Origin of the sequence: Janthinobacterium agaricidamnosum, assembly GCF_003667705.1 — a bacterium.
In the GTDB taxonomy this organism is placed as follows: domain Bacteria; phylum Pseudomonadota; class Gammaproteobacteria; order Burkholderiales; family Burkholderiaceae_D; genus Janthinobacterium.
In genome coordinates this window covers 2,475,348-2,497,684 of record NZ_CP033019.1, presented here as the reverse complement: position 1 = coordinate 2,497,684, position 22,337 = coordinate 2,475,348, and the positions used below count along the sequence as shown (strand labels likewise).

The following is a 22,337-nucleotide window of genomic DNA, read 5'->3' as shown; positions in this document are numbered from 1 at the left end:
GCGCTTCACTTACTTATCCTCTTACTTCGCTTTCCCCGCCTCCTTCACCGCCTCATCCGGCAAGGCAAACGCCACCAGGCTGTCGCCCATCTTCGTGCCCAGCGAACCGTGGCCGCCGGCCATCACCACCACGTACTGCTTGCCCGTCTTGTCGGAGACATAACTCATCGGCGTGGCCTGGCCGCCGGCCGGCAAGCGGGCTTTCCATACAGTTTTGCCGTTGCGCACGTCGTAGCCGCGGATGTAATAGTCGAGCGTGCTGCTGAGGAAAGCCACGCCGCCGCCCGTCGTGCTGATGCCGCCCAGGCTGGGCACGCCCAGCGGCAAGGCGATGGGCACGGGGGCGCTGTCGCGCGTGGTGCCGTTTTTGTGCATCCACACTTTTTTCATGGTGCGCAGGTCGACAGCGGCGATATAGCCCCAGGGCGGCGCCTGGCATGGGAAACCCAGCGGCGACAGGAAGGGCTTGATTTCCACGGCAAACGGCACGCCCGTCTGCGGCTGCAAGCCCATTTCCGTGCCCGTACCGCCCTTCGCATTGGCTTGCGCGCGCGGCACCAGGCGCTCGAGGAAGCCCATGTAGTCGGGGTTCACCAGCAGCAGCTGGCGCACGGGATCGACGGCCGCCCCGCCCCACTCGAAGATGCCCAGCGGGCCCGGCGAGATGATGGCGCCCTTGATCTTGCCTTCGGCCACCGTCTGCGGCGTGAACGGCCCTTCATAGCGGTGCTGGCGGAAGATGATGCGGCAAGCGAGCTGGTCGAACGGCGTCGTGCCCCACATGTCCGTTTCGCTGATGTGTTTCTCGGGCAGGAACGTGAGCGCCGAGAACGGCTGCGTGGGCGAGAGGCGGTCGCCAGGGGCCGCGTTGGCGGTCGGCACGGGTTTTTCCGGCGCCGGCACGACCAGGCTGCCGTCGCGCCGGTCGATCACATAGATGTCGCCCCGTTTCGTCGTAGCGACGACCGATGGGACTTTGCCTTTCGGCGTGTCGATGTCGACCAGGGTCGGCTGGCCGCCGATATCCATGTCCCAGATATCGTGGTGCACGGTCTGGTAGACCCAGCGCACCTTGCCTGTCGCCAGGTCTAGCGCGACGATGGCGCTATTGTATTTCTCGCCATGCGGATTGCGGTTACCGCCCCACGTGTCGGGCGTTTCATTGCCCATCGGGATGTACACCATGCCCAGCTTTTCATCGACGCTGGAGACGCCCCAGGAATTCGGTGAATTGTTGGTGTAGGTCTTGCCATCGGCAATCGGCGCCGTGTCGTCGGGGTTCGAGGCATCCCAGTTCCACATCAGCTTGCCAGTGACGGGGTCGTAGCCGCGAATCACGCCCGACGGCTCTTCCGTGGAAAAATTGTCGGTCACGCTGGCGGCCATCACCACCACGTTTTGCGCCACGGCCGGCGGCGAGGTCGGCATCAAAAAGCCCCGCTTCTTCATGCCCATGCCGTGATACAGGCCGATCACGCCGTTTTCGCCAAAGCTTTTGCACGCTGCGCCCGTATCGGCATTGACGGCGATCAGGGTCGCATCCATGGTCGGCGCGAAGATGCGGCGCGGGCACTCCATGCCGGCCGCCTCGGGTGCAGGGTCGTCCTTGGCGCGGCCCGCGTTGACGTCCCAGTAGGCCACGCCGCGGCAGATCATGTGCTGGTAGCTCGACGCGTCGCGGTTGATCTTCGGATTGTGGCGCCACAGTTCCTTGCCCGTGTCCGGATCGAGCGCGATGACGATGTTATGCGGCGTGCACAGGTACAGCATGCCGTTCACTTTCAGGGGCGTGACTTCGTTGGCGATCTCGCCCGGGTCGTTCGGCCCCTTGAAGTCGCCCGTGTGGTACACCCACGCCTGTTTCAGCTGCGCCGCGTTGGCCGGCGTGATCTGCGCGGCCGGCGCATAGCGGTCGCCATAGCCGGAACGGCCATACGCGGCCCAGTCATTGGGCGCCACGCCCGGCGCGAAATCGCCTTGCGGCGCGGCCGCCATGTTCTCGGCCGGCACTTCGCCATGCAAGGTGTAATAGTCCTGGAACAGGGAAAAGATACCCACGGCGGCCGTCAGCACCACGGCCGCCGTCAGGGCGCTCTTGCCCGCGTCGCGCGGTTTGGCCCCGGCCGTCAAGGGCGGATCGAGGCGGCGGTCGACGAACGGCAGCAGCAGCCAGACGGCGGCGGCGAACCAGATATCGAGGCGCGGCAGCAATTGCCACCAGTCGAACTTCACTTCGATGACGGACCAGATCACGGTGGCGAACAGCAGCAGCGCGAGAAACAGCTGGGCGCTGCGCCGCCCCTTCCACACGAGCGCGCCCGCGACGAGCATGCCGATGCCGGCCACCACGTAATACCAGGAACCGCCGAGGCTGACGAGCCAGGCGCCGCCGCCGGCAAGCGCCAGGCCCAGCAAGATGAAGATGACTGCGGTGATGACAAGCAAGGGTCCAGGCCGGGCAGAGGCAGTCATGATGCTCCTTTACAAGAGTCAGTCGGCGGCACGCGCCTGCGCACCGTATTTGATTGCAATCAAGCAAATTGCATTTTTTCACCAATCGGCAAAGCGTGCCACACGCGAGAACGGGCGCCGCGTGCCGTGTGGCTTTTTATACACGAGCTGACCGTCGAGCCAGCTACAGCAGTACGATTTTGATGAAAATCATTGAATAAAATAAATTAACAACAAATTTCTCGAATAAAACGAATTTTTATCGTAGAATGAAAAAAACAGCGAAACCAACCACTTTTTCTTGCATTTCACTTCACTGGAGCGGCGCCCATCATGACCATCGCTAAACGACTGTACGCATTGATTCTTTCCGTCGTCCTCGGACTGGCCGCTCTGGCGGGTTTTGGCATCTACCAGATGGACCGCGTGTACACGGCGGCCAGCTATGCCACCGTCAACACGGTGCCCAGCCTGCTGACATTGAACCAGGCTTTCGTGCCGTTCGCGCAGATGCGCACGGCCGTCTGGCAGCACATGGCCAGCAAGGATGCGGCCGGGCGCGACAAGCTCGAAGCGGGCATCAGGGAAGCGCGCGCGGCGGTGGGCAAGGCGCTCGACCAGTATGAAAAAGACGATGTCACCGACGAGCAGGACCGCGCGCTGCTGGCTGCCGACCGTGCCGTGCTGGCGCGCTACGACACGGTGCGCGACAAGGTGCTGGCGCTGTCGAAGGCGGGCGAAGTGGACGCGGCACGCGACTTGCTGATGGAAAACCAGCCCATCATCAAGGAACTGGTCGACGCCCTCGCCGCCCACCACCGCTACAACGAAAACGTGTCCGCCAAGGGCGCGGCCGATGGCGCCGCCGCCGCCGCCAACGCGCGCTGGATTTCCATCGGCCTGGCCCTGGCCGTGACGGCGCTGGTGGCCGGCATGGGTCTGCTGCTGGCGCGGCGCATCGCCGCTTCGCTGGCCGGCGCCATCGACGTGGCCCGCACCATCGCGGGCGGTGACCTCAGCGTGCAAGTGAACACCGCGTCAAACGACGAGGTGGGCCAGCTGATGAAGGCCATGGCGGACATGAGCGCGAGCCTGGTACGCATCGTGGCCGAAGTGCGTTCCGGCACGGACAGCATCAGCACGGCATCGGGCCAGATCGCGGCCGGCAACCTGGACCTGTCGGCGCGCACGGAGCAGCAGGCCGGCTCGCTGGAAGAAACCGCCTCGGCCATGGAAGAACTGACGGCCACCGTGCGGCAAAACGCGGACAACGCCCGCCAGGCCAAGCAAATGGCCGTCAGCGCCTCGGACAAGGCGCAGCGGGGCGGAGCAGTCATGGACGACGTGATACGCACCATGGAAGCGATCGACAGCTCGTCCAACAAGATCGCCGACATCATCAGCGTCATCGACGGCATCGCCTTCCAGACCAATATCCTGGCCCTGAATGCGGCCGTGGAAGCGGCACGCGCCGGGGAACAGGGGCGCGGCTTTGCCGTCGTGGCCACGGAAGTGCGCAACCTGGCGCACCGTTCGGCGGCCGCCGCCAAGGAAATCAAGGTACTGATCGGCGATTCCGTGGAACAGGTCGAACAAGGCGGCAAGCTGGTGCGGCAGGCCGGCGCGGCCATGACGGAAGTGGTCGACACGGCACGCGGCGTGACCGACATCGTCAGCGAAATCTCGGCCGCCAGCGCGGAACAAAGCACGGGCATCGAGGAAATCAACCGCGCCGTCACGCAGATGGATGAAGCCACGCAGCAGAATGCGGCCCTGGTCGAGGAAGCGGCGGCCGCATCGCAATCGCTGCAGGAGCAGGCGGCCAGGCTCGCTGGCGTGGTGGGCGCCTTCAAGCTGGCGCCAGGACAGGCCGGCGCGGCGCCGCAAGCGCCAGCCGCGCGGCGGCCCGCACAGCACAAGGCGGCGCTAAAGCTGGTCGCCACGCGGCCCGCAGGCCAGGCCAGAGCCGCGGCACCGGCCACCGCCGACGCGGGCGACTGGGACGTCTTTTAGGCCCGCCATCCCGCAGCATCACTTGCCTAGATAGCATTCATTGGAGCACGGTCATGAACACCCTCTTCACCATTCACCCCTTCCTTCGCTGCGAAGACCTGTCGCTGATGCGCACGGCGCTGGCCCTGGCCGGCCTGGTGTTGCTGCTGGCCGCCCTGCTCTGGCGCCGTACCCGCGGGCGTCAGGCCGGCCGCGCGGCACCGGCCGATCTGCATGCACTGTTGCAGATGCGCAAAATGGTCCCGCCGGCCAAGGTGGCGGACAGCACACCGCCACCACCAGCGTCCAGGGCGCCGGACACGCCGCCGTTCGACGCGGCCCGCCTGGACGCCATGTTCGGCTACGACCGGCGCCTGCAGGGCGAGATTCTGGCCCTGTTCGTGGCCGAGACGCGCGACCGCCTGGCCGGCATCGCCCATGCGCTGCGCTGCGAACGGACCGCGCCGGCGCGCGTGCTGGCGCAGGAAATCCTCGACGGCAGCCAGTCCATGGGTCTGCTCCCGCTGCAGGCGCTGGCGCGCCAGGCCGTGCACGCGGGCTTTTCCAACGATATCGGCGCGCTGCGCCGCCTGCATGCGGAACTGCTGATGGCGCTCGACGCGCTGTCGCAGGCCGTCACGGTCCTGCAGACGGCGGGCGCGGCGCAAGCCGATGACCGCAGCGGCGTCGGGAGCCGGCCATGAGCGCGCATATCGACCTGGCGCACCTGCCCGGCGGCGCCATCCTGCCTTCGCCCGCCGGGCGTTGCCACTGGCTGGCAAACTTGTGCGAGCAGCAGGTATCGCTCGATGAACTGGCGGAACAACTGGGCTGCGATCCCGCCCTGACGGGCAAGGTCATCGGCCTGGCGAATGCGGGCGTACCGCCGGGCGAGCGCACGCATGCGGCGGTCAGCGCGGCGATGCTGGCCGCGATCGGCCTGCCCGCCCTGCGCCAGGCGTTCGCCGCACCGGCCCTGCCTGCGGCCACGTGCGCGCACTTCGACGCACAGCGCTACTGGTCGCACGCGCTGGCCATGGCGTGCGCCGCCCGCGTGGCCGGCGATGCGCTGCAGCTGGCGCCGGCCGATGAGCTGTACAGTTGCGGCTTGCTGGCCAACTGCGGCCAGCTGGCCCTGGCCACCTGGCATCCGCAGGAATATGGGGAACTGCTGGGCCAGTACGGCAATGGCGCCAGGGCCCGGCTGCTGTGCGCGGAGTCGCAGCGCTTCGGCCGCCACCAGCTGGCGTTGTCGGCCATGCTCATGCGGGGCTGGGGCATGCCGGACATCCTGTGCGACGCCGTGCGCTGCCATGCCGCGCCGCCCGGCTTCGGGCGGGCCGGGCACATGACGGACCTGGCCTGGCTGCTGAAGCTGGCCAGCGGCTTCGCCGACCTGATATTGCGCAACGGCGCGGGGCCGCGCGGGCCGGTCCTGGCCGCCGCGCGGGTACTGGGCCTGGACAGAAACGACATGGAAACCCTGCTGCGCCACAGCAGCGCCGAGTGCAGCGAGCGGCGCGATCTCCTGGAACCGCAGACGCATATTGCCCCCTGCCGCACGCGCACGCGAGTCCGGCCCGCCGCACGCGAAGTTTTTAGTGAATTCATATAATTCGTTGAAATTGATTTTTTGAGCCCGATTGCGTATCATTCCTTTCAACTACATCCGCGACCATAAAGCCCATCATGCACACTGCAGACGTTTGCACTACCCAAAAGGCCGCTGAAATCCTCGGCATCTCGGTCACCTCGGTGCAGCAACTGGTCGAGGCCGGCGTGATCGAAGCCTGGAAGACCAAGGGCGGCCACCGGCGCATTCCCCTCGCGGCCGTCGAAGCCTACAAGGGCAATCCCGGCCAGCCGGGCCAGGACCAGCGCGCGGCACGGGCCAACCGCCCCGTCCCATCGGGCCGTCCACCGTCCATCCTCGTGATCGAGGACAATCCCATCGAACGCGCGCTGTATGAAAAACAGATCGGTTCATGGGGCTTGCAGGCGGACTTGCGCTTTTGCGAGAACGGCTACCAGGCGCTGATGGAAATCGCCCGCGATCAGCCCGACATCCTGCTGGCCGACATCGTCATGGAAGGCATCGACGGCTACGAAGTGATCCGTACCATCCTGGCCGACCCGCTGCTGGCGGACATGCACATCGCCATGCTGTCGAGCCTGACGCAGGAAGAGCTGGGAGAACGGGGCGGCGTGCCGCCCGGCGTGGTGTTCTTTGCCAAGCCCGTCAATTACGACGAACTGCGCGGCTATCTGCGCGCCTGCTGCGCCGGCCATGCGCGGCGCAACAGCCTGGCCGCCTAGCGCGTCACCTTCCCGCCACCGCTTTCCCCTCGCCACGGAGCCGTCATGCCAGCCTATCGCCACATCGATCCTGCCGTGCTGTTCCACGCCACCGGCCACGACCTGGAGATGTTCCGCGCCCTGTCGCAGACCTACCTCGACACGTCGCCGGCCATGTTTGCGCGCGTCGAGCAGGCCGTGCGCGGCGGTGCGGCGCAAGCCATCGTGCATAGCTGCCATACCTTGCGCGGCACCGTGGCCCTGCTGGGCGCCAGCGCCCTGGTGGCGCGCCTGGCGGCGCTCGAGCAGCTGGTGCGCCATCAAGGTGCGGCGGCAGCGGACTGGCTGACCGAAACGGCGGCGCTGCTCGGCGCGGTGGAGCAGGAGGTTCGCCGCAGCATGCTTGAATACACGGGCGCGCAGGAATGAACGCGCGCCAGGCCGTCCTGCGCCTGGTGCACCGCTACCGGCCGCGCACCATGACGACCGTCGTGGGCCTGGTGCTGGTGGGCCTGCTGGCGCTGCGCATCGCCGTCTCCGGCGTGCTGCTGCACCGCGAAGCCGTCGATGACTGGAAACAGGACCTGTCGAACCTGTCGCTGCTGCTGGCGGAAAACACGGCGCAGAGCATGACGGCGGCCCGTTTGGTGCTCGACAGCGTCAGCAACGAGATCGAGGCCGCCGCCCCTGGGGACGCGCAGGCGCTGGCCGCCGCCGTCGGTACCCAGGCCATGCACCAGACGCTGCGGCACAAGATCGGCGGCGTGCCGCAAGTGGACGTCGTATCGATCGTCGGCAGCGACGCCAGCGTGCTGGCCTTCAGCCGCGCCTTTCCCGCGCCGTCCATCCGCCTCGGCGAGCGCGATTACTTCGAGTATCACCGGCGCCACCCGAACGGCGGCATGCACGTCAGCGCGCCCGTGCAAAACAAGGGCAATGGCGCCTGGACCTTCTATATCAGCCGGCGCATCAGCGGACCGGACGGCCGCTTCCTGGGCGTGGTGCTGGTCGGCCTGTCATGCGACTTCTTCAGCAAATTCTTCCAGAGCACCAGCATCGGCGAACACACGGCCTTTTCCCTGTACCGCAGCGACTACACGCTGCTGGCCCGCTGGCCGGCCGTGCCCGAGATGATGGGCAAGCGCAACCTGACGGGCAGCACCTACCGCCTGCTGGAACAGGGCAAGAGCGATGGCGTGCTGCAGGTGGACACGCCGCGCGCGGCCGACCAGGGACGCACGGTCGACCGCCTGGCCGGCATCCGGCTGGTGCGCGACTATCCGCTGGCCGTCAACGTGACCGTCACGGACGCGGTGTATCTGGCGGCCTGGCGGCGCATGCTGCGCACCATGGGCGGGGCGGCCGTGGTCAGCCTGCTCGTGCTGGCCGGGGCCATCGCGCTGATCCTGGCCCTGCTGCGGCGCCAGGAGCGCGACGCGGCCATGGCGCTGGCGCTGCAAACGCGCGCGGAAGCGGCGAATGCCGCCAAGTCGCGCTTCCTGGCCGTCATGAGCCACGAGATCCGCACGCCGATGGCGGGCATCGCCGGCATGGCCGAACTGCTGCAGGACACCGCGCTCGATGCGTCGCAGCGGCAGCATGCGCAGCGCATCGGCGATGGCGTGCAGCACCTGATGCGCATCCTGAACGATATCCTCGACCTGTCCAAGGTCGAGGCAGGCCAGATGGGCATCGAGCTGCGCGACTTCGACCCGCGCCTGCTGCTCGACGACGTGCTGGCGCTGCACCGCCCGCAGGCCGATAGCAAACAGCTGTTCCTGGTCAGCGAAATCGGCAACAGCGTGCCGCCGCTGATCTGCTCGGACCGCACGCGCCTCGCGCAAATCCTCGGCAACCTGCTCAGCAATGCCATCAAGTTCACGCCCTCCGGCACGGTGACCGTGCGCCTGCACCTGGAACCGGCCACGCCGGACGGCGCCAGCGCCTGCCTCGTCGCCATGGTCAGCGACCAGGGCATCGGCATGACGGGGCAGCAGCTGAGCCGCATCTTCGAGCCGTTTTGCCAGGCCGACGACAGCATCAGCGGCGCCTATGGCGGCACGGGGCTGGGCCTGACCATCTGCAAGCACCTGGTGGCACTGCTGGGCGGCGAGATTTTCTGCAGCAGCGCGCCCGGCGCCGGTTCCCGCTTCACCGTGCGCATCCCCTGCATGCCGGCGCAGGCGCCGGAGCCGGAGCCGGAGACAGCCGCGCCATCGGAATCCGCAGCCGCCTGCGCGCCCGTTCCCGCATCGGAAGGGGGCGCGCGCATCCTGCTGGTCGAGGACACGGCGCTGAACCGCCAGCTGGTGTGCCTGCAGCTGGGCGCGCGCGGCTACCGCATCGACACGGCGGAAAACGGCGAGCTGGGCTTGCAGGCGCTGGCCGAGCAGCAGTACGACCTGGTCCTGATGGACTGCATGATGCCCGTCATGGACGGCTACCAGGCGTGCCAGGCCCTGCGCGCCCGCGAAGCGGCCAGCGGCGCGCCGCGCCTGCCCGTCATCGCCCTCACGGCCGGCGTCACCGAGGACGACCGGCAGCGCTGCATGGCGGCCGGCATGGACGATTATCTGTCCAAGCCGTTTACGGCCGCCCAGCTGCGCGAAATGGTCGACCGCTGGCTGACGCGCCAGGCGGCGATACGCGAAGTAACCCCCAATAAATTATTGTAATTTCTGACTTCCATAACCGGCGCTGTGCTGTGTTGCCCGCAGCTAGCAGTGCTCGCACTGCGTCACTGCAGGCGCCTTGCACAGCATCCGGTTCTGTTCGTCATAAATTCACAATAATTTCCCGAGGATTACTTAGCCGCCCGGGCCGCGCACAATACAACACTTTCCCCGCAAAAAAATCATTTTAATCGTTAAAATCAATTATATTCGCTATAATTGATAAAACGACGCGCCAGCGACGCCGGGCATCCTCGCACAACGGCACAACTGGCGGCGGACCTTGCGGAGGCGGCATGCGGCAGCACAGATACTGGAAGGCCATGGCCTGGGAGCGTTGGGAGCGTTGGGATACGCGCACCCTGCTGTCGCTCTTCATGGCCGTGCTGCTGGCGGGCTTGTGGGGCATCACCATGCTGCAACTGCGGCACGCCTACGACGCCGCCGTCGCCGGCGCCGGGCGCGATGCGCGCAGCATGGCGCGCGTCTTTGACGAACACGCAATCCGCACGATCGAGGCGGCGGATCAGGCGGTCACGTATTTGCGCAGCCGCTACCAGGCGCTGGGCAGCCGCCTCGACATCGTGGCCGATCTGCGGCAAGGCCTCAATCCCGGCCCCCTGTACAACCTGTTTACCATCGTCGACGAACAGGGCGACACGGTGCTGTCGAGCCGCCCTTTCCAGCCCACCAACCTGGCCGACCGAGAGCACATCCGGGTACACATGCAGCGCGACAGCGGCGAACTGTATATCAGCAAGCCGGTGCTGGGCCGGGTGTCGAAAAAATGGTCGATCCAGATGACGCGCCGCATCAACCATGCCGATGGCCGCTTCAAGGGCGTGGTGGTGGTCTCGATGGACCCGTATTACTTTACCCGCCTGTACGACGAAGTCGACCTGGGCGACAACAGCTCCACCGAACTGGTCGGCAACGACGGCGTGGTGCGCGCGCGCCGGGTCGGCACCGTCGACACCATCGGCCAGGATATCGGCGGCAGCAAGGTATTTTCTCTGATGCAAGGTAAAACGCGGGGCGGCTTCACCGAACGCAGTCCCGTCGACGGCGTCCTGCGCTTTTACGCGTTCGAAAAACTGGCCGGCTACCCGCTGTACATGCTGGTCGGGCTGGACCGCGACACGGTATTGGCCGACTACGTCTCGCGCCGCGACCAGGCCTTGCTGATGGCGGCCATCACGAGCGCCCTGATCGTGCTGTCGTGGGCCGCGCTGGTGCTGCTGATCGGCCGCCTGGTCGACAGCCGCGCCAGGGCCATCGCCGCCAGCGAGGCGAAGTCGCGCTTCCTGTCGAACATGTCGCATGAATTGCGCACGCCCCTGAACGGCATCCTCGGCTTTTCCGAGCTGCTGCTGGAGCAGCTGCGCCAGCCGGAACAGGCCGCCTACGCGCAAACGATACAGGACAGCGGCCGCCAGTTGCTGGCCATGGTCGAGGCGGCGATGGAATTGAGCGCGCTCGAACAGGACCAGGTAAGGCTGCAGTCCAGCGCCGCGCCATTGGACCAGCTGCTGGAACTGGCGCTGGCGCCGCACCGGCCGCGCGCGGCCCACAAGGGCTTGCAGCTGGCCGCGCACGTGGCGCCCGCCACGCCGCCGAGCATCGATTGCGACCGCGTGCGCCTCGTGCGCGTGCTCGATATCCTGCTCGATAACGCCATCCGCTACACGGCTGCGGGCCGGGTCGACGTGCACGTCATGCACAGCGGCGCGGACCTGCAGATCGAAGTGCGCGATACGGGTATCGGCATCGCGCAGGCGCAGCAGGGCGTCATCTTCGACAAATTCTCGCAGGCGGACGACTCGCCGAGCCGCGCCCATGACGGCGCAGGCATGGGCCTGGCCATCGCGCGCCAGCTCGCCGTGCTGATGGGCGGCAGCATCGGCGTGGCATCCGCGCCGGGCCAGGGCGCCGTCTTCCGCCTGCACCTGCCCCTGTCCCTTGGGGGCAAATTGGCCACACTATCACATGCATAGTTGTGCGCAAAAGTTGTTCTCAATCCATATCGGGTATAGCATCGCCACATGACCTATCACACAGATGCGGCGGCGGTGCGCAGACAATGGATCGAATGGCTGTTCTTGCTCCTCGGGCTGCTCATCGTCGCTGCCGCCCTCGCCTATGCGCATCTGGCCGAGGCGACGCGCCATGACGCCGCCGAACGCGAGCGCCTGAGCGTGCTGACGGCGCTGCTGGCAAAAAATATCGAAGTCGACCTGGAGGCAACCAACCTGGTGCTGGGCGGCGTGATCCGCGACTATCTGGCCGCCGGCACGGCACCGGACGCCGGGCAAGCGCTGCCCCGGCGCCTGGCCGCGCTGGTCGACGCCATGCCTGGCGTGCGCACCATGCTGGTCATCGATGCGCAAGGCAAGCCGGTCGCCACCAACATCGCGGAACTGGCGGACCAGGATTTTTCGCGCCGCGGCTACTTCCAGACGGCGCGCGACGCCCCCGATGCGCGCATGCTGTACATCTCGGCGCCCTTCCATACCTTCAAGGGCGACCTGGTCATCACGGCGTCGCGCATGGTGCAGGACAAGCAAGGCCGCTTTGCCGGCGTGGTGGTGGCCACCTTCGCCCCCGAATACTTCACGGCCAAGTTCCGCACCGCCATGTACGCGCCCGACGTCTGGGCCGTGGTGCTGCATGGCGACGGCCGGCAGTTCCTGAATTACCCGGCCAGGACTGCCAATGGCGCCAATATGGACGTCCCCGGCAGCTTCCTGCGGCGCTTTCGCGACAGCGGCTATCAGGCGGGCGTCCTGAGCGGCGTCGACATTGCCGGCGCCCCCGCCGCCCCCCGCGTCATGGCCATGGCGACCATCGCCCCGCCGGCCCTGCACATGGACCGCGCCCTCATCATCGGCCTGAGCCGCGAAGAAGCGGCCATCGCCGCCCCGCTGCAACGCCAGGCGCTCGGCTACGTCCTTTCCTTTGCCGTGCTGGCGCTGGCCGCGGCCAGCCTGCTGTTCTGGAGCCAGCGGCGGCGCCGGCAGCAGGCCGCCTGGCATGCGGAGCAGGAAACGGAGCGCCAGGCCATGCAAGCCGTGTCCGACAGCGAAACGCGCTTTCGCACCCTGATCGAAGACGCGCCCGTGGCCATCGCCATCCTGCGCCACGGCCGCTTCATCTACTCGAATCCCCGCTACCGCAGGCTGCACGGCTACACGGCGGATGACAATCTGAACGGCCTGCCCTGGTCCGCCATGATTTCCGCGCCATCGCTGGCGGCGCTGGCCGCCAATGAAGCGCTGATCGAGGCGGATTCGCCCAGCGAACAGGTGTTCGAGGCCGTCGGCCTGGGCAAGCAGGGCCTGCCCGTGCCCATGTACAAGACCACCACGCGCGTGGTGCTCAAGGATGGACCGGCGACCCTGATCTTTGCCCAGGATATTTCCACGCAAAAGCAGGCCGAAGAGGCCATGCTGCTGGCGCGCGACGCGGCCGAATCGGCCAACCGCAGCAAGGCGGAATTCCTCGCCAACATGAGCCATGAAATCCGCTCGCCGCTCAACGCCATCCTCGGCATGGCCTGGCTGCTGGAACGCGACGGCCTCGATGGCGAAGCGCTGCTCATGGCGCGCAAGATCCGCGCCGCCGGCCAGTCCCTGCTGGGCATCATCAACGACGTGCTCGACGTATCGAAAATCGAGGCGGGCCACATGACCATCGAACGGGCGCCGTTCCGCCTGGCCGACGTGATCGAAAAGATCGCCGTCAGCATGGGCGTGGCCGCGCATGACAAGCCGATCGAAGTGCGCATCGGGCCGCTGCCCGATGGCGTCGAGCAGGTGATGGGCGACGCGCTGCGGCTGGAACAGGTGCTGGTCAACCTGACCAGCAACGCCATCAAGTTCACCGCGCAAGGCGCGGTCGAGCTGACGAGCGCGCTGGAGAGCCGCGACGGCGACGCCGCGGTGCTGTGTTTCAGCGTGCGCGACACGGGCATCGGCATCGCGCCCGAGGTGCAGGAGGCGATCTTTTCCGCCTTCGCCCAGGCCGATAGCTCCACCACGCGCCGCTTCGGCGGCACGGGCCTGGGCCTGACCATCTGCCGCCAGCTGGTGCGTCTGATGGGCGGCGCCATGCGCCTGACAAGCGTCATGGGCCAGGGCAGCACATTCAGTTTCACGGTGCCGCTGCAGCTGATGCCCGCCAGCGCCCCGTCCTCGCCCGACATGCAAGGCTTGCGCGTCTTGCTGGCCGACGGCAAGGCCGACTCGCGCGCCGCCGTGGCCGCCGTCGCGCAGGGTCTGGGCTGGCGCGTGCATGCCGTCTCCGGCGGCCAGGCGGCGCTCGAGCATGCGCTGGCCTGCGCCGAGGACGCGCGGCCCGGCGTCATCGTGCTGGCCGCGCGCATGCCGGACATGGACGGGGAAACCACGGCGCGCGCCCTGCGCGAGCACCTGCCGCCGCAGGATTGCCCCATCGTGATCCTGGCGGCCAGCGGCGCACCGGCGACAGCGCCCGCGCGCCGCCATACGGACCCGGCCAATCCGGCCGATGCCATCCTCAACGAACCGGTGACGGCTTCCAGCCTGTACAACGCGACGATGGAAGCGCGCCAGCGGCGTGCTGAAGCGGCCGGCCTGGACACGGGCCACGCAGCGCTGGGCGCACGCGTGCTGGCCGGCGTGCGCGTGCTGGTGGTCGACGACAGCGACATCAACCGCGACGTGGTCAACCATATCCTGTGCGACCAGGGCGCCCTGCCCTCGTTCGCCTGCGATGGCCAGCAGGCGCTGGACTGGCTGCTGGCCCACCCGTCCGACGTCGACATCGTGCTGATGGATGTGCAGATGCCCGTCATGGATGGCTTGCAGGCGACGCGCGCGCTGCGCCAGCTGCCGCAGTTCCAGGACTTGCCCGTGGTGGCCCTGACGGCCGGGGCGTTCCGGACACAGCGCACGGCGGCGCTGGAAGCGGGCGTGAACCATTTCATCAGCAAACCGTTCGACGTGCCGCAGACCATCGCCCTGATCGCGAGCGCGCACCGGCGCCATGCGCAAGGGCTGCCGGCCCTGCCGCCGGCAGCGACCGAAGCGGCGACGCCCTTGCGGGCAGGCGGCGCGGCGCCCGTGATCGACCTGGCGCAAGGGATGGCGCAGTGGCTCGACGAAGCGCCCTACCGCCAGCATCTGTCGCACTTCGGCAACACTTACCGCAATACGGTGGGCGCCATGCGCGCGCTGCTGGCGGCCAACGCACGCGGCGACGCCGCCGCGCTGGCGCACAAGCTGGCCGGCGTGGCAGGCAGCCTGGCCCTGCCCGCCACCCTGCAAGCCGCCCAGCAAGCCGAACAGCTGCTGCACGCGGGCGGCGATGCGTCAGCCGCGCTCGATGCCCTGGAACAGACGCTGGCGCACGCCATCGATGCCGTCGCCGCATTCACGGCACAGACGCCGGCGCCCGGCCAGCCGGCCATGCCAGAAACGCAACATGGCAGCGCATGCCAATGATAGACTTGCCAATATGAAAATTTGGGAGACGCCATGATCTGGTGCAGGGATTTGCTGTTGAGAGCATTCATGCTGGGCATGCTGCTATTCGTCGTGGGCGAATCGCTGTCCTACTGGGCGCCGGAAATCAGGAAACTGCTGGCCTGGCGCCCGTTCTGATGCCAGGCTAGCCTTCGCGGCCATCCACCCTGGCGCGCCACAAATAAGGCGCATACACGCACGCATACAGGCCGAAGGCCAGCGACCAGCACGCGCCGGCGGCCAGCAGCAGCGGCATGGACAGCGCGGCGGGACCGACGGCGGCCAGCAGGCGCGCCAGCGCGCCCAGCTGGATCAGCCAGTACATCGCCGCTTCCGCCCTGCCGCCCTTGAGCGCACGTCCCGTGTGGCCCAGGGTGGTGCGCGTCATCATGCCGATGATCAGGCCCGCCATCGATCCCACCGTCAGCGCGTGCAAGGCGGCGCTGGCCGGCAGCAGACCCAGGCTGGCAGCCGCCAGCAGCGCAAAGCCGATGCCGATCCACGCATACGACAGGTGCAAAATCCACAGCAGCGGCACGCGCACCGTGCGCTGCGGCTGCCAGGCCAGCAGATTGGCCAGCGATACGCCTGCCGCGCACAAGGCCAGCGGCGCCGTCAGCCAGGCGGGCGCGCCGGCCAGCCACGCGATCGCGGCCGCCGCCATGCAGGCCACGGCGACCAGCGCGCGTTTCGGGCTGGCCACCGGCGTGCTGCCAGGTGCGCCATTGCGGGTAAACATGGGAATGACGCGCGCGCCGATCACCGATTCGATCAGCACGATGATGAAGATGGCCGCCTGCACGGGCACAAACAGCGACAGCGGCAGAGCGCCCAGCACGGCCGCGTGGAACAGGGCATTGGCCAGCGCCAGCAAGGCCAGCAGACCGACGAGGAACAGATTGCGCGTATTGCCCGAGCGGCGCAGCACCTGGTACAGGGGCCAGGCGGCCAGCGGCAGGAACAGCCAGTCGACCAGCGCCGGCAGCAGGCCGGGACCGCACAGCATGGCCACGCGTCCCGCCAGCCACAGCCCCGCCAGCGCCATCAGCTGCGCACCGTGCGGCGTGGGCAAGCCCGTCCAGTTGCGCCCCGCCGTATAGAGGAAACCGACGACGACGGCCAGCGCGAAGCCGAACACCATTTCATGCATGTGCCATCCCAGACCCACCTGCAGACCGCCCGGCAGCAGGCCCGCATAGCTGGCCAGCCACAGGGGAATGGCGATGGCCGCAAACACGGCCGCCAGCAGGTAGAACGGGCGGAAGCCCAGTTGCCAGACGGCGTGGCCGGCATGCCAGGGAGCGGCGCCTGCTGTCGTGGAAGGTGGAGAAGGTTCGCTGATCGGGGTGATGGCCATGATGGAGTCGCCTTTAAAGATATATTCAATATACTACTTTAAAAGCGCAGATGCCGCCATCGGCATAAAGGACTAGAGAGATAGCGAGAAGTCACCATGGGGTCTGACCCGGCGGGTCCGACCCCGACTCGGGCTACTTGCCCTGGCGGTGCTCGACCGCGTACACGGCCGCCTGCACGCGGCTCGTGAGGTTGAGTTTTTTCAGCACGTTCTGCACGTGGATCTTGACCGTGCTTTCGGCCAGGTCCAGGGTGCGGGCGATGCCCTTGTTGCTCTCGCCGCGCGACAGGCAGTCGATGATTTCCTTTTCGCGCGGGGTGAGCTTGTCGAGTTCCGACACGGGTTCCTCGCGCCGCGTGCCCGCCTGCAGCTGCGCCACCAGCTTGCCCGTCATCGCTTCGGCGATGACGACTTCGCCGGCCGCCGCGCGGCGGATGGCGCGCACCAGGTAGTCGGCGTCGATATTCTTGATCAAATAGCCGCAGGCGCCCGCGCGCAGGGCCGTGGCCAGGTCTTCTGCGTCTTCCGACACGGTCAGCATGACGATGGCCGTATCGGGGCAGTCGTGCTGCATCAGCTGCAGCGCTTCCACGCCGGACATGCCGGCCATGTTCAGGTCCAGCAGCACCACGTCGGGCTGCAGCTGGATGGCGCGCTTGATGCCTTCCACGCCATCGGCCGCCTCGCCGACGACGGAAAAATCCGTATGGCGCTGCAGCAGCGAGCGTATGCCGCTGCGGAACAGCGCGTGGTCGTCCACCAGCATGACGGTGATCGGTTTATCGGGAGTCTCCATTTTTTTATACTTTCAGATAGTGGCTTAGGCGGCGCGGCGCTGCTCGCGCGACAAATGCAGTTCGACGGTCGTGCCGCCACCGGGGCAGGCATGCACGTCGAACGTGGCGTCGATGCGCTGCGCGCGCTCGCGCATGATATGGATGCCGACATGGCTGTCGCCCTTTTCCAGCACGGCGGCAGCGTCGAAGCCGACGCCATTGTCGCTGATCGTCAGCGTAAAATCCTGGTGATCGGCGAGACGCACCTCGACGTGGCTGGCCTGCGCGTGCTTGCGGATGTTCGACAGCGCTTCCTGCACGATGAATAATAACTGCAATTGCTGCTCGCGGGGGAATGGCGCGCCGTCGACGTCGGCCAGCAGCTCGGCGTCGATGCCCGTCTGGCGGCGGAATTTCTCGAGCGCCGCGCGCAGGGAGCCGATCAGGTCATCTTCCATCAGGCGGCTGCGGAAATTGGCCAGCAGTTCGCGCACGTCCTCGTAGCTTTCCTTCACGCCCGCGTGCAGGGCCGGCACGATGCCCGCCACCTCGTCGAAACGCGCATTGCGCACGGAGTCGTCGAGCATCTGCACCTGCAGGTTGAGGAAGTTGAGGCTTTGCGCGATGCTGTCGTGCAGACCCTGCGCCACCAGGTTGCGCTCTTCGGAAATGGCCATCTCGCGTTCGCGCGCGGCCAGGCGCAGGTTTTCCAGCGCGATGCCCAGCAGCTGGCCCAGGGTTTCCAGCAAGGCCAGCTCGCGCGCGGAAAACACGCGCGCATGGCGGAAATGCAGGTTGAAAAAGCCCAGGTGCTGTTCGTGCGCGTGGATATGGAAAACGGAGACGGTGGCAAAGCCCTCGCGGTGGCAGCGCAGCTCGTGCGCCTTGTCGATGCGCCGCATGTCGTGCACTTTCGCCACCTTCATCTCGACGGCCGTGCCGCACAGGCAGTCGCCCACCTTCAGGCAATGCTCGGACGCCACCAGTTCTTCGGACAGGCCCGTATGCACCACCATGTGCAGGTTGCCCCGCTCGGCGTCGAGCACGCGCACGGTGGAGCCGTCGGCCTCGAAATAATCGACGATGCGCTGCATGAAACCGCCGCAGATGTCTTCCAGCGGCTGCGGGCGCTGCAAAAAGGCGGCGCTTTCATACAGCAGCGCAAGCTCGCGGTTGCGGTATTCGAGCGTGGCCGTCTTGCTGCGCACGCCCTCTTCCAGGTTGCCGTACAGCGCCTGCAGGCGGTCGGCCATCTGGTTGAAGCCGCTGGCCAGCTGGCCAAATTCGTCATTGCTCTCGACGGCCAGGCGCACGCTGAAGTCGCGCTCCTTCATGCGCTGCATGCCCAGGCGCAGCCGCGTCACCGGTTCGATGATGAGCATGAACATCAGGTAAATCATGCTGACCGTGCCGATGACGGCCATGCCGACGAGGATCAGCTGCGAGGCGCGCAGCCAGAAGGTGCGCTGTTCGCTGTCGTGCTCGATCAGGCGCACCAGCTGGTCCACCTGTCCCACGAAGGTGTCGGCGTCATGCTCGAACTGGCGCGCGCGCACAATGGAATCGGCGGCCAGGGCGGCCGGACGCAAGGCACTGCGCCAGGCGACGCCGATGCGTTCGAATTCGGACTTGATAGCCGTGCTGGGGGGCAGGAACAGGGGACGCTGCGGGTCGCCGTGGCCGATCTTGGCCAGGGTCTCGTCGATCAGCAGCACTTGCTGGCGCGCCTGCTCGCGGGCGTCGCTGGCAAGCAGCAGGGTCAGGCGGTAGGTCTGCATGCGCAGCCGGCCCGTCTCGTTGATGGCGGCCGAACTGCCTTCGAGCTGCCACGACAAAAACAGGGTGCAGCCGATGGCGCTCAAGGCCAGCACCAGCATGAGCAGCAGCGCGCCGACGATCTTGGTCGACAGCTTCTGCCAGGAGGAAAACATCGCCTTGAATTTCATACTACCCCTAATGAATGCCTGTTTGTGGCCCCTATGCAGTCAAGTCAGCGACATCACTCCACCCACAGGCAAAGATCCGGGGTCAGACCCGGCGGGTCTGACCCCAGCAGTGACACCTCCACTCAGCCGCCCGTCTGCGCCATGAACCTGATAATTTTATCGGGCTGCGTATTGAAATCATGCTGCTGCGGCTTCAGTTCGATGGCGGCGCGGATCGCCGCCTCGATCTGCGCATCCGTGGCCCCGCCGCGCAGCATGGGGCCAAACGCGAATTTCTCTTCCTGTCCCAGGCACAAATACAGGGTGCCGTCGACGGACAGGCGCACGCGGTTGCAGGTGGCGCAAAAATGCTGCGACATGGGCGTAATGAAGCCGATGCTCGAGCGTCCGTCGGGGGTCGCCATGTAGCGCGCCGGCCCTCCCCCCAGTTCCATCGCCTGTGGCACCAGGCCGAAGCGGGCCGCCAGGCGTTCGCGCACGGGACCCAGCGGCATGTAGCTGGCATTGCGGCCCGTGCTGCCCATCGGCATGGCTTCGATCAGGCGCAGGATGAACTGCTGCTCGATGCAGAAGGCCGCCATGGCCTCGATCTGGCCGTCATTGACGCCGCGCATGGCCACCATATTGATCTTGATCGGGTCGAAACCGGCCGCCTTGCCCGCCATCAGGCCATCCAGAATGGGCTGCAGGCTGTCGCGCCCCGTGATCTGCTGCATGCAGGCGCGGTCGAGCGAATCGAGGCTGACGTTGATGCGGTCCACGCCGGCCGCGCGCAAGGCCACGGCATGCTTGCCCAGTTGGGTGGCGTTGGTCGACAGCGACAGGTCGTCCAGACCGGGCAGCGCGGACAGCCTTTGCGCCAGCTGCGGCAGATTGCGCCGCAACAGCGGTTCGCCGCCCGTCAGCCGCACGCGGCGCGTGCCGAGGCGCACGAAAATGCCCAGCAGGCGCTCGATCTCGTCGAACGTCAGCCAGTCCTTCGGCTCCTCGAAGCCGCGAAATCCCTTGGGCATGCAATAACCGCAGCGCAAATCGCAGCGGTCGGTGACGGACAGCCGCACATAATCGATCGAACGGCCAAAACGGTCCTGCAACTTGACGCTACCCATGACGCTACTCCTGATTCTTCCGTGATTGTAAAGGCTGGGGCACGATCTGGCTGTGCCCCAGAAGACCTAGCGGCCTACGCCTTTTTAGCTACGTATTTCTACTTACTGAACCAGCGGGCTGGCAGTGCCTTCGAGCTCGATACCGGCGATGTCCGCGCGCCCCACGAGCAGGTGCAGATACTGGTGCACGGCGCGCTGCCACGCCGCCCGCGCCAGGCGGTCGGCGATCTGCGCCTGCACCGCTTCGTACGGGATGGCCTGGCCTTCGACCCGGCGCAGCACCTGCACGATGTGGTAGCCGAAGCGCGTTTCCAGCAAATGGCCGGCCAGCGCGCCTGCCTCCAGGCGGAACACGAGGGCGTCGAATTCCGGCACGCTCTGGCCCGGCGACAGCTGGCCCAGGCTACCGCCCAGGGCGCCCGACGGACAGTTCGAATACTGCGCCGCCAGTTCGGCGAAGCGCTCGGGCGCCAGTTTCAGGGCATCGAGCACGGCTTGCGCCGTCGTGCGCAGCAGCTCCAAAGGCGCCTCCGGCGTCACCTGAAACAGGATGTGGCGCGCCTCGACCAGCGCCCCGCTGCGAAACAGCTGCGGGCGCTGTGCATAAAAGGTGCGGCAAGCCGCATCGTCGGCGGGCGGCACGCGCACTTCCTGCGCAAACAGCGCCTCGATGCGGTCGTCATCGCTGCCGCCCTGCACGCCGAGGCGCTGCGCCTCGGCCAGCAGCAGCCGGCGCAGCACCAGTTCATGCACGGCCTGTTTCAGCGGATTGCCGGCACCGTCGTGATGCGGCAGTTCCTGCGCGATGTCGGCATCGTCGATATCGATGCCATTGACGGAGATTCCCATGATGTGATTCCTTTCTTAACGGCGGCGCACCAGTTGATAGGCGCGTCCCAGGTAACCGATGGCGCCAAAGCCGCTCCACACGTGCACCAGACGGGTGAACGGGAAGATGACGAACAGCGACATGCCCATGAACAGGTGCAGCTTGAACACCAGCGGCGCATCGACGATGAAGCTGGCGGCGTCGCCGCGGAGGGTGACGATGTGCTGCGCCCAGTTCATCAGCAAGACCATCATGTGGCCATCCATGTGCGATGCCGAGACGAAGATTGACGACAGGCCCAGCAGCAAGGTCAGCAAGATCCACACCATCACCAGCTTGTCGCCGGCCGTGGTGACGGCGCGCAGCCGTGCATTGCCGAAGCGGCGCGCCAGCAGGATCAGGATGCCGGCCAGGCACAGGCCGCCCATCACGCCGCCGGCCGCCATGGCCACGCCCTGCTTCAGGCTATGCGACACGCCCAAGGTATCCCACACCCAGACTGGGGTCAGCAAGCCGGCCGCATGGCCGAACAGCAGGCCGATGATGCCGATGTGGAACAGGATATTGCCCAAACGCAGGCTGCCGCGGTGCAGCAGCTGGCTGGAATCGGACTTCCACGTGTATTGCTCGCGGTCGAAACGGATCAGGCTGCCGAGAAAAAAGATGGCCAGCGCGATGTATGGATAAATGCCATACACAAATTGATGCAAATAATTACTCATGATGTACTCTCCTCATGCGGGCGCGCTTCAAGCGGCGCGGCGCGGCTGCGGGTGAAAATGCACGGGATGGACGCCGCCCGGGGCTTGACGCAGCAAGGGCTCGACGCCATCCGCACCGGGACCGAAGGTTTCCAGCGCTTCATCCATGTCGCGCACCGGCGGTTCGGCCAGCATTTCGGCCGCCACGGGACTCAGGCGTTCGAGCACGGTGAAGACGGGCGCATACGGGCTGCCGTTGGCCGTCAGCTTGCGGCCGATGTGGGCCAGCACGTGGACGGCGTCGCCCAGCAGCGGCGCCGAGACTGCCTCGTCGAGCTGCGCCAAAAACTCCAGGAACAGGGGCACGAAGTCGGGCAAGTCGTCGCCCACCATCTGCAGGCCGTGGCGCTTGTATTCCTCCATCAGGTCGACCATGGCCTGGCCCCGGTCGCGCGATTCGCCGTGGATATGCTCGAACAGGTGCAGCGAGTGCGAGGGATTGCGGTCGAATGTGGCCACGTACTGCTGCTGCAGGTCGATCAGGCTGCTGCTTTCCAGGTGCGCCAGCAAGGGCCGCAACAGCGCCTGCTGCTCCGGCACGGCCGCCAGCGCGGCCTCCAGTTGCGGCAGGTGCGCGATCAGCTCGGGCTCGGGATACAGCAGCAGGCGCGAGAGGACTTGATAGTGATGCATAGCGTTGTTCATATC

Annotated in this window: 17 protein-coding genes; 9 read left to right on the top strand and 8 right to left on the bottom strand. The window is 66.7% G+C overall.

Features of this window, described 5'->3' with window-relative positions; translation table 11 throughout:
* Nucleotides 1-21: 21 nt before the first annotated feature.
* Complete coding sequence (locus tag D9M09_RS11245) at nucleotides 22-2,472, bottom strand: membrane-bound PQQ-dependent dehydrogenase, glucose/quinate/shikimate family (protein WP_121669287.1); 2,451 nt, start codon at nucleotides 2,470-2,472, stop codon at nucleotides 22-24.
* 312 nt (nucleotides 2,473-2,784) lie between these two features.
* On the opposite strand from D9M09_RS11245, the gene D9M09_RS29930 reads away from it, so the two are divergent.
* The 9 genes from D9M09_RS29930 (at nucleotide 2,785) to D9M09_RS29925 (ending at nucleotide 15,049) form a co-directional block, all read left to right on the top strand.
* Nucleotides 2,785-4,464 (top strand): methyl-accepting chemotaxis protein, encoded by a 1,680-nt coding sequence (locus D9M09_RS29930; protein ID WP_121669286.1) that lies wholly within the window; start codon nucleotides 2,785-2,787, stop codon nucleotides 4,462-4,464.
* Between the two features lie 53 nt (nucleotides 4,465-4,517).
* On the top strand, nucleotides 4,518-5,147 hold the full coding sequence (locus D9M09_RS11235) for an Hpt domain-containing protein (protein WP_070313641.1): 630 nt from the start codon (nucleotides 4,518-4,520) through the stop codon (nucleotides 5,145-5,147).
* Nucleotides 5,144-6,058: an HDOD domain-containing protein gene (locus D9M09_RS11230; protein WP_070313640.1), complete on the top strand. Its 915-nt coding sequence runs from the start codon at nucleotides 5,144-5,146 to the stop codon at nucleotides 6,056-6,058. Before D9M09_RS11235 ends, D9M09_RS11230 begins: the two co-directional genes overlap by 4 nt.
* 74 nt (nucleotides 6,059-6,132) lie before the next feature.
* Nucleotides 6,133-6,759 (top strand): response regulator, encoded by a 627-nt coding sequence (locus D9M09_RS11225; protein ID WP_070223600.1) that lies wholly within the window; start codon nucleotides 6,133-6,135, stop codon nucleotides 6,757-6,759.
* Nucleotides 6,760-6,804: 45 nt separating this feature from the next.
* A complete protein-coding gene (locus tag D9M09_RS11220; protein ID WP_070223602.1) occupies nucleotides 6,805-7,167 on the top strand; it encodes an Hpt domain-containing protein in 363 nt (120 codons plus the stop codon).
* Entirely contained in the window at nucleotides 7,164-9,413 is a 2,250-nt protein-coding gene (locus D9M09_RS11215) for a hybrid sensor histidine kinase/response regulator (RefSeq protein ID WP_121669285.1), read from the top strand. The genes D9M09_RS11220 and D9M09_RS11215 overlap by 4 nt, the downstream gene beginning before the upstream one ends.
* A 293-nt stretch (nucleotides 9,414-9,706) precedes the next feature.
* Nucleotides 9,707-11,404, top strand: coding sequence for a sensor histidine kinase (locus tag D9M09_RS11210; RefSeq protein ID WP_227741960.1), 1,698 nt, complete (start codon nucleotides 9,707-9,709; stop codon nucleotides 11,402-11,404).
* Between the two features lie 48 nt (nucleotides 11,405-11,452).
* A complete protein-coding gene (locus D9M09_RS11205) occupies nucleotides 11,453-14,890 on the top strand; it encodes a response regulator (RefSeq protein WP_121669284.1) in 3,438 nt (1,145 codons plus the stop codon).
* Nucleotides 14,891-14,923: 33 nt separating this feature from the next.
* On the top strand, nucleotides 14,924-15,049 hold the full coding sequence (locus D9M09_RS29925) for a hypothetical protein (RefSeq protein ID WP_256267366.1): 126 nt from the start codon (nucleotides 14,924-14,926) through the stop codon (nucleotides 15,047-15,049).
* A 7-nt stretch (nucleotides 15,050-15,056) separates the two neighbouring features.
* Here D9M09_RS29925 and D9M09_RS11200 read toward each other — a convergent pair whose 3' ends face one another.
* The 7 genes from D9M09_RS11200 to narJ all read right to left on the bottom strand — a co-directional run bounded on the left by D9M09_RS11200 (nucleotide 15,057) and on the right by narJ (nucleotide 22,322).
* Nucleotides 15,057-16,268, bottom strand: a complete 1,212-nt coding sequence (locus D9M09_RS11200) for an NnrS family protein (RefSeq protein ID WP_121669283.1) — start codon at nucleotides 16,266-16,268, stop codon at nucleotides 15,057-15,059.
* Between the two features lie 133 nt (nucleotides 16,269-16,401).
* Entirely contained in the window at nucleotides 16,402-17,064 is a 663-nt protein-coding gene (locus tag D9M09_RS11195; protein ID WP_034781594.1) for a response regulator, read from the bottom strand.
* 24 nt (nucleotides 17,065-17,088) lie between these two features.
* The gene (locus tag D9M09_RS11190; protein WP_070288173.1) at nucleotides 17,089-18,990 is read right to left on the bottom strand and encodes a type IV pili methyl-accepting chemotaxis transducer N-terminal domain-containing protein; all 1,902 of its coding nucleotides are present in this window, start codon (nucleotides 18,988-18,990) and stop codon (nucleotides 17,089-17,091) included.
* A 122-nt stretch (nucleotides 18,991-19,112) separates the two neighbouring features.
* Entirely contained in the window at nucleotides 19,113-20,099 is a 987-nt protein-coding gene (gene moaA, locus D9M09_RS11185; RefSeq protein ID WP_070313637.1) for a GTP 3',8-cyclase MoaA, read from the bottom strand.
* 102 nt (nucleotides 20,100-20,201) lie between these two features.
* Nucleotides 20,202-20,948 (bottom strand): peptidylprolyl isomerase, encoded by a 747-nt coding sequence (locus D9M09_RS11180; RefSeq protein ID WP_121669282.1) that lies wholly within the window; start codon nucleotides 20,946-20,948, stop codon nucleotides 20,202-20,204.
* 15 nt (nucleotides 20,949-20,963) lie between these two features.
* Nucleotides 20,964-21,650 carry a respiratory nitrate reductase subunit gamma gene (gene narI, locus D9M09_RS11175; RefSeq protein ID WP_121669281.1) on the bottom strand — a complete coding sequence of 229 codons (687 nt, stop codon included), beginning with the start codon at nucleotides 21,648-21,650 and terminating at the stop codon, nucleotides 20,964-20,966.
* 27 nt (nucleotides 21,651-21,677) lie between these two features.
* The gene (gene narJ, locus D9M09_RS11170; protein WP_083287560.1) at nucleotides 21,678-22,322 is read right to left on the bottom strand and encodes a nitrate reductase molybdenum cofactor assembly chaperone; all 645 of its coding nucleotides are present in this window, start codon (nucleotides 22,320-22,322) and stop codon (nucleotides 21,678-21,680) included.
* Nucleotides 22,323-22,337 lie beyond the last annotated feature (15 nt).

Coding starts and splice junctions, on each gene's coding strand:
- D9M09_RS11245 (WP_121669287.1), bottom strand. CDS start 2,472: ATGACTGCCTCTGCCCGGCCTGGACCCTTGCTTGTCATCACCGCAGTC.
- D9M09_RS29930 (WP_121669286.1), top strand. CDS start 2,785: ATGACCATCGCTAAACGACTGTACGCATTGATTCTTTCCGTCGTCCTC.
- D9M09_RS11235 (WP_070313641.1), top strand. CDS start 4,518: ATGAACACCCTCTTCACCATTCACCCCTTCCTTCGCTGCGAAGACCTG.
- D9M09_RS11230 (WP_070313640.1), top strand. CDS start 5,144: ATGAGCGCGCATATCGACCTGGCGCACCTGCCCGGCGGCGCCATCCTG.
- D9M09_RS11225 (WP_070223600.1), top strand. CDS start 6,133: ATGCACACTGCAGACGTTTGCACTACCCAAAAGGCCGCTGAAATCCTC.
- D9M09_RS11220 (WP_070223602.1), top strand. CDS start 6,805: ATGCCAGCCTATCGCCACATCGATCCTGCCGTGCTGTTCCACGCCACC.
- D9M09_RS11215 (WP_121669285.1), top strand. CDS start 7,164: ATGAACGCGCGCCAGGCCGTCCTGCGCCTGGTGCACCGCTACCGGCCG.
- D9M09_RS11210 (WP_227741960.1), top strand. CDS start 9,707: ATGCGGCAGCACAGATACTGGAAGGCCATGGCCTGGGAGCGTTGGGAG.
- D9M09_RS11205 (WP_121669284.1), top strand. CDS start 11,453: ATGACCTATCACACAGATGCGGCGGCGGTGCGCAGACAATGGATCGAA.
- D9M09_RS29925 (WP_256267366.1), top strand. CDS start 14,924: ATGATCTGGTGCAGGGATTTGCTGTTGAGAGCATTCATGCTGGGCATG.
- D9M09_RS11200 (WP_121669283.1), bottom strand. CDS start 16,268: ATGGCCATCACCCCGATCAGCGAACCTTCTCCACCTTCCACGACAGCA.
- D9M09_RS11195 (WP_034781594.1), bottom strand. CDS start 17,064: ATGGAGACTCCCGATAAACCGATCACCGTCATGCTGGTGGACGACCAC.
- D9M09_RS11190 (WP_070288173.1), bottom strand. CDS start 18,990: ATGAAATTCAAGGCGATGTTTTCCTCCTGGCAGAAGCTGTCGACCAAG.
- moaA (WP_070313637.1), bottom strand. CDS start 20,099: ATGGGTAGCGTCAAGTTGCAGGACCGTTTTGGCCGTTCGATCGATTAT.
- D9M09_RS11180 (WP_121669282.1), bottom strand. CDS start 20,948: ATGGGAATCTCCGTCAATGGCATCGATATCGACGATGCCGACATCGCG.
- narI (WP_121669281.1), bottom strand. CDS start 21,650: ATGAGTAATTATTTGCATCAATTTGTGTATGGCATTTATCCATACATC.
- narJ (WP_083287560.1), bottom strand. CDS start 22,322: ATGCATCACTATCAAGTCCTCTCGCGCCTGCTGCTGTATCCCGAGCCC.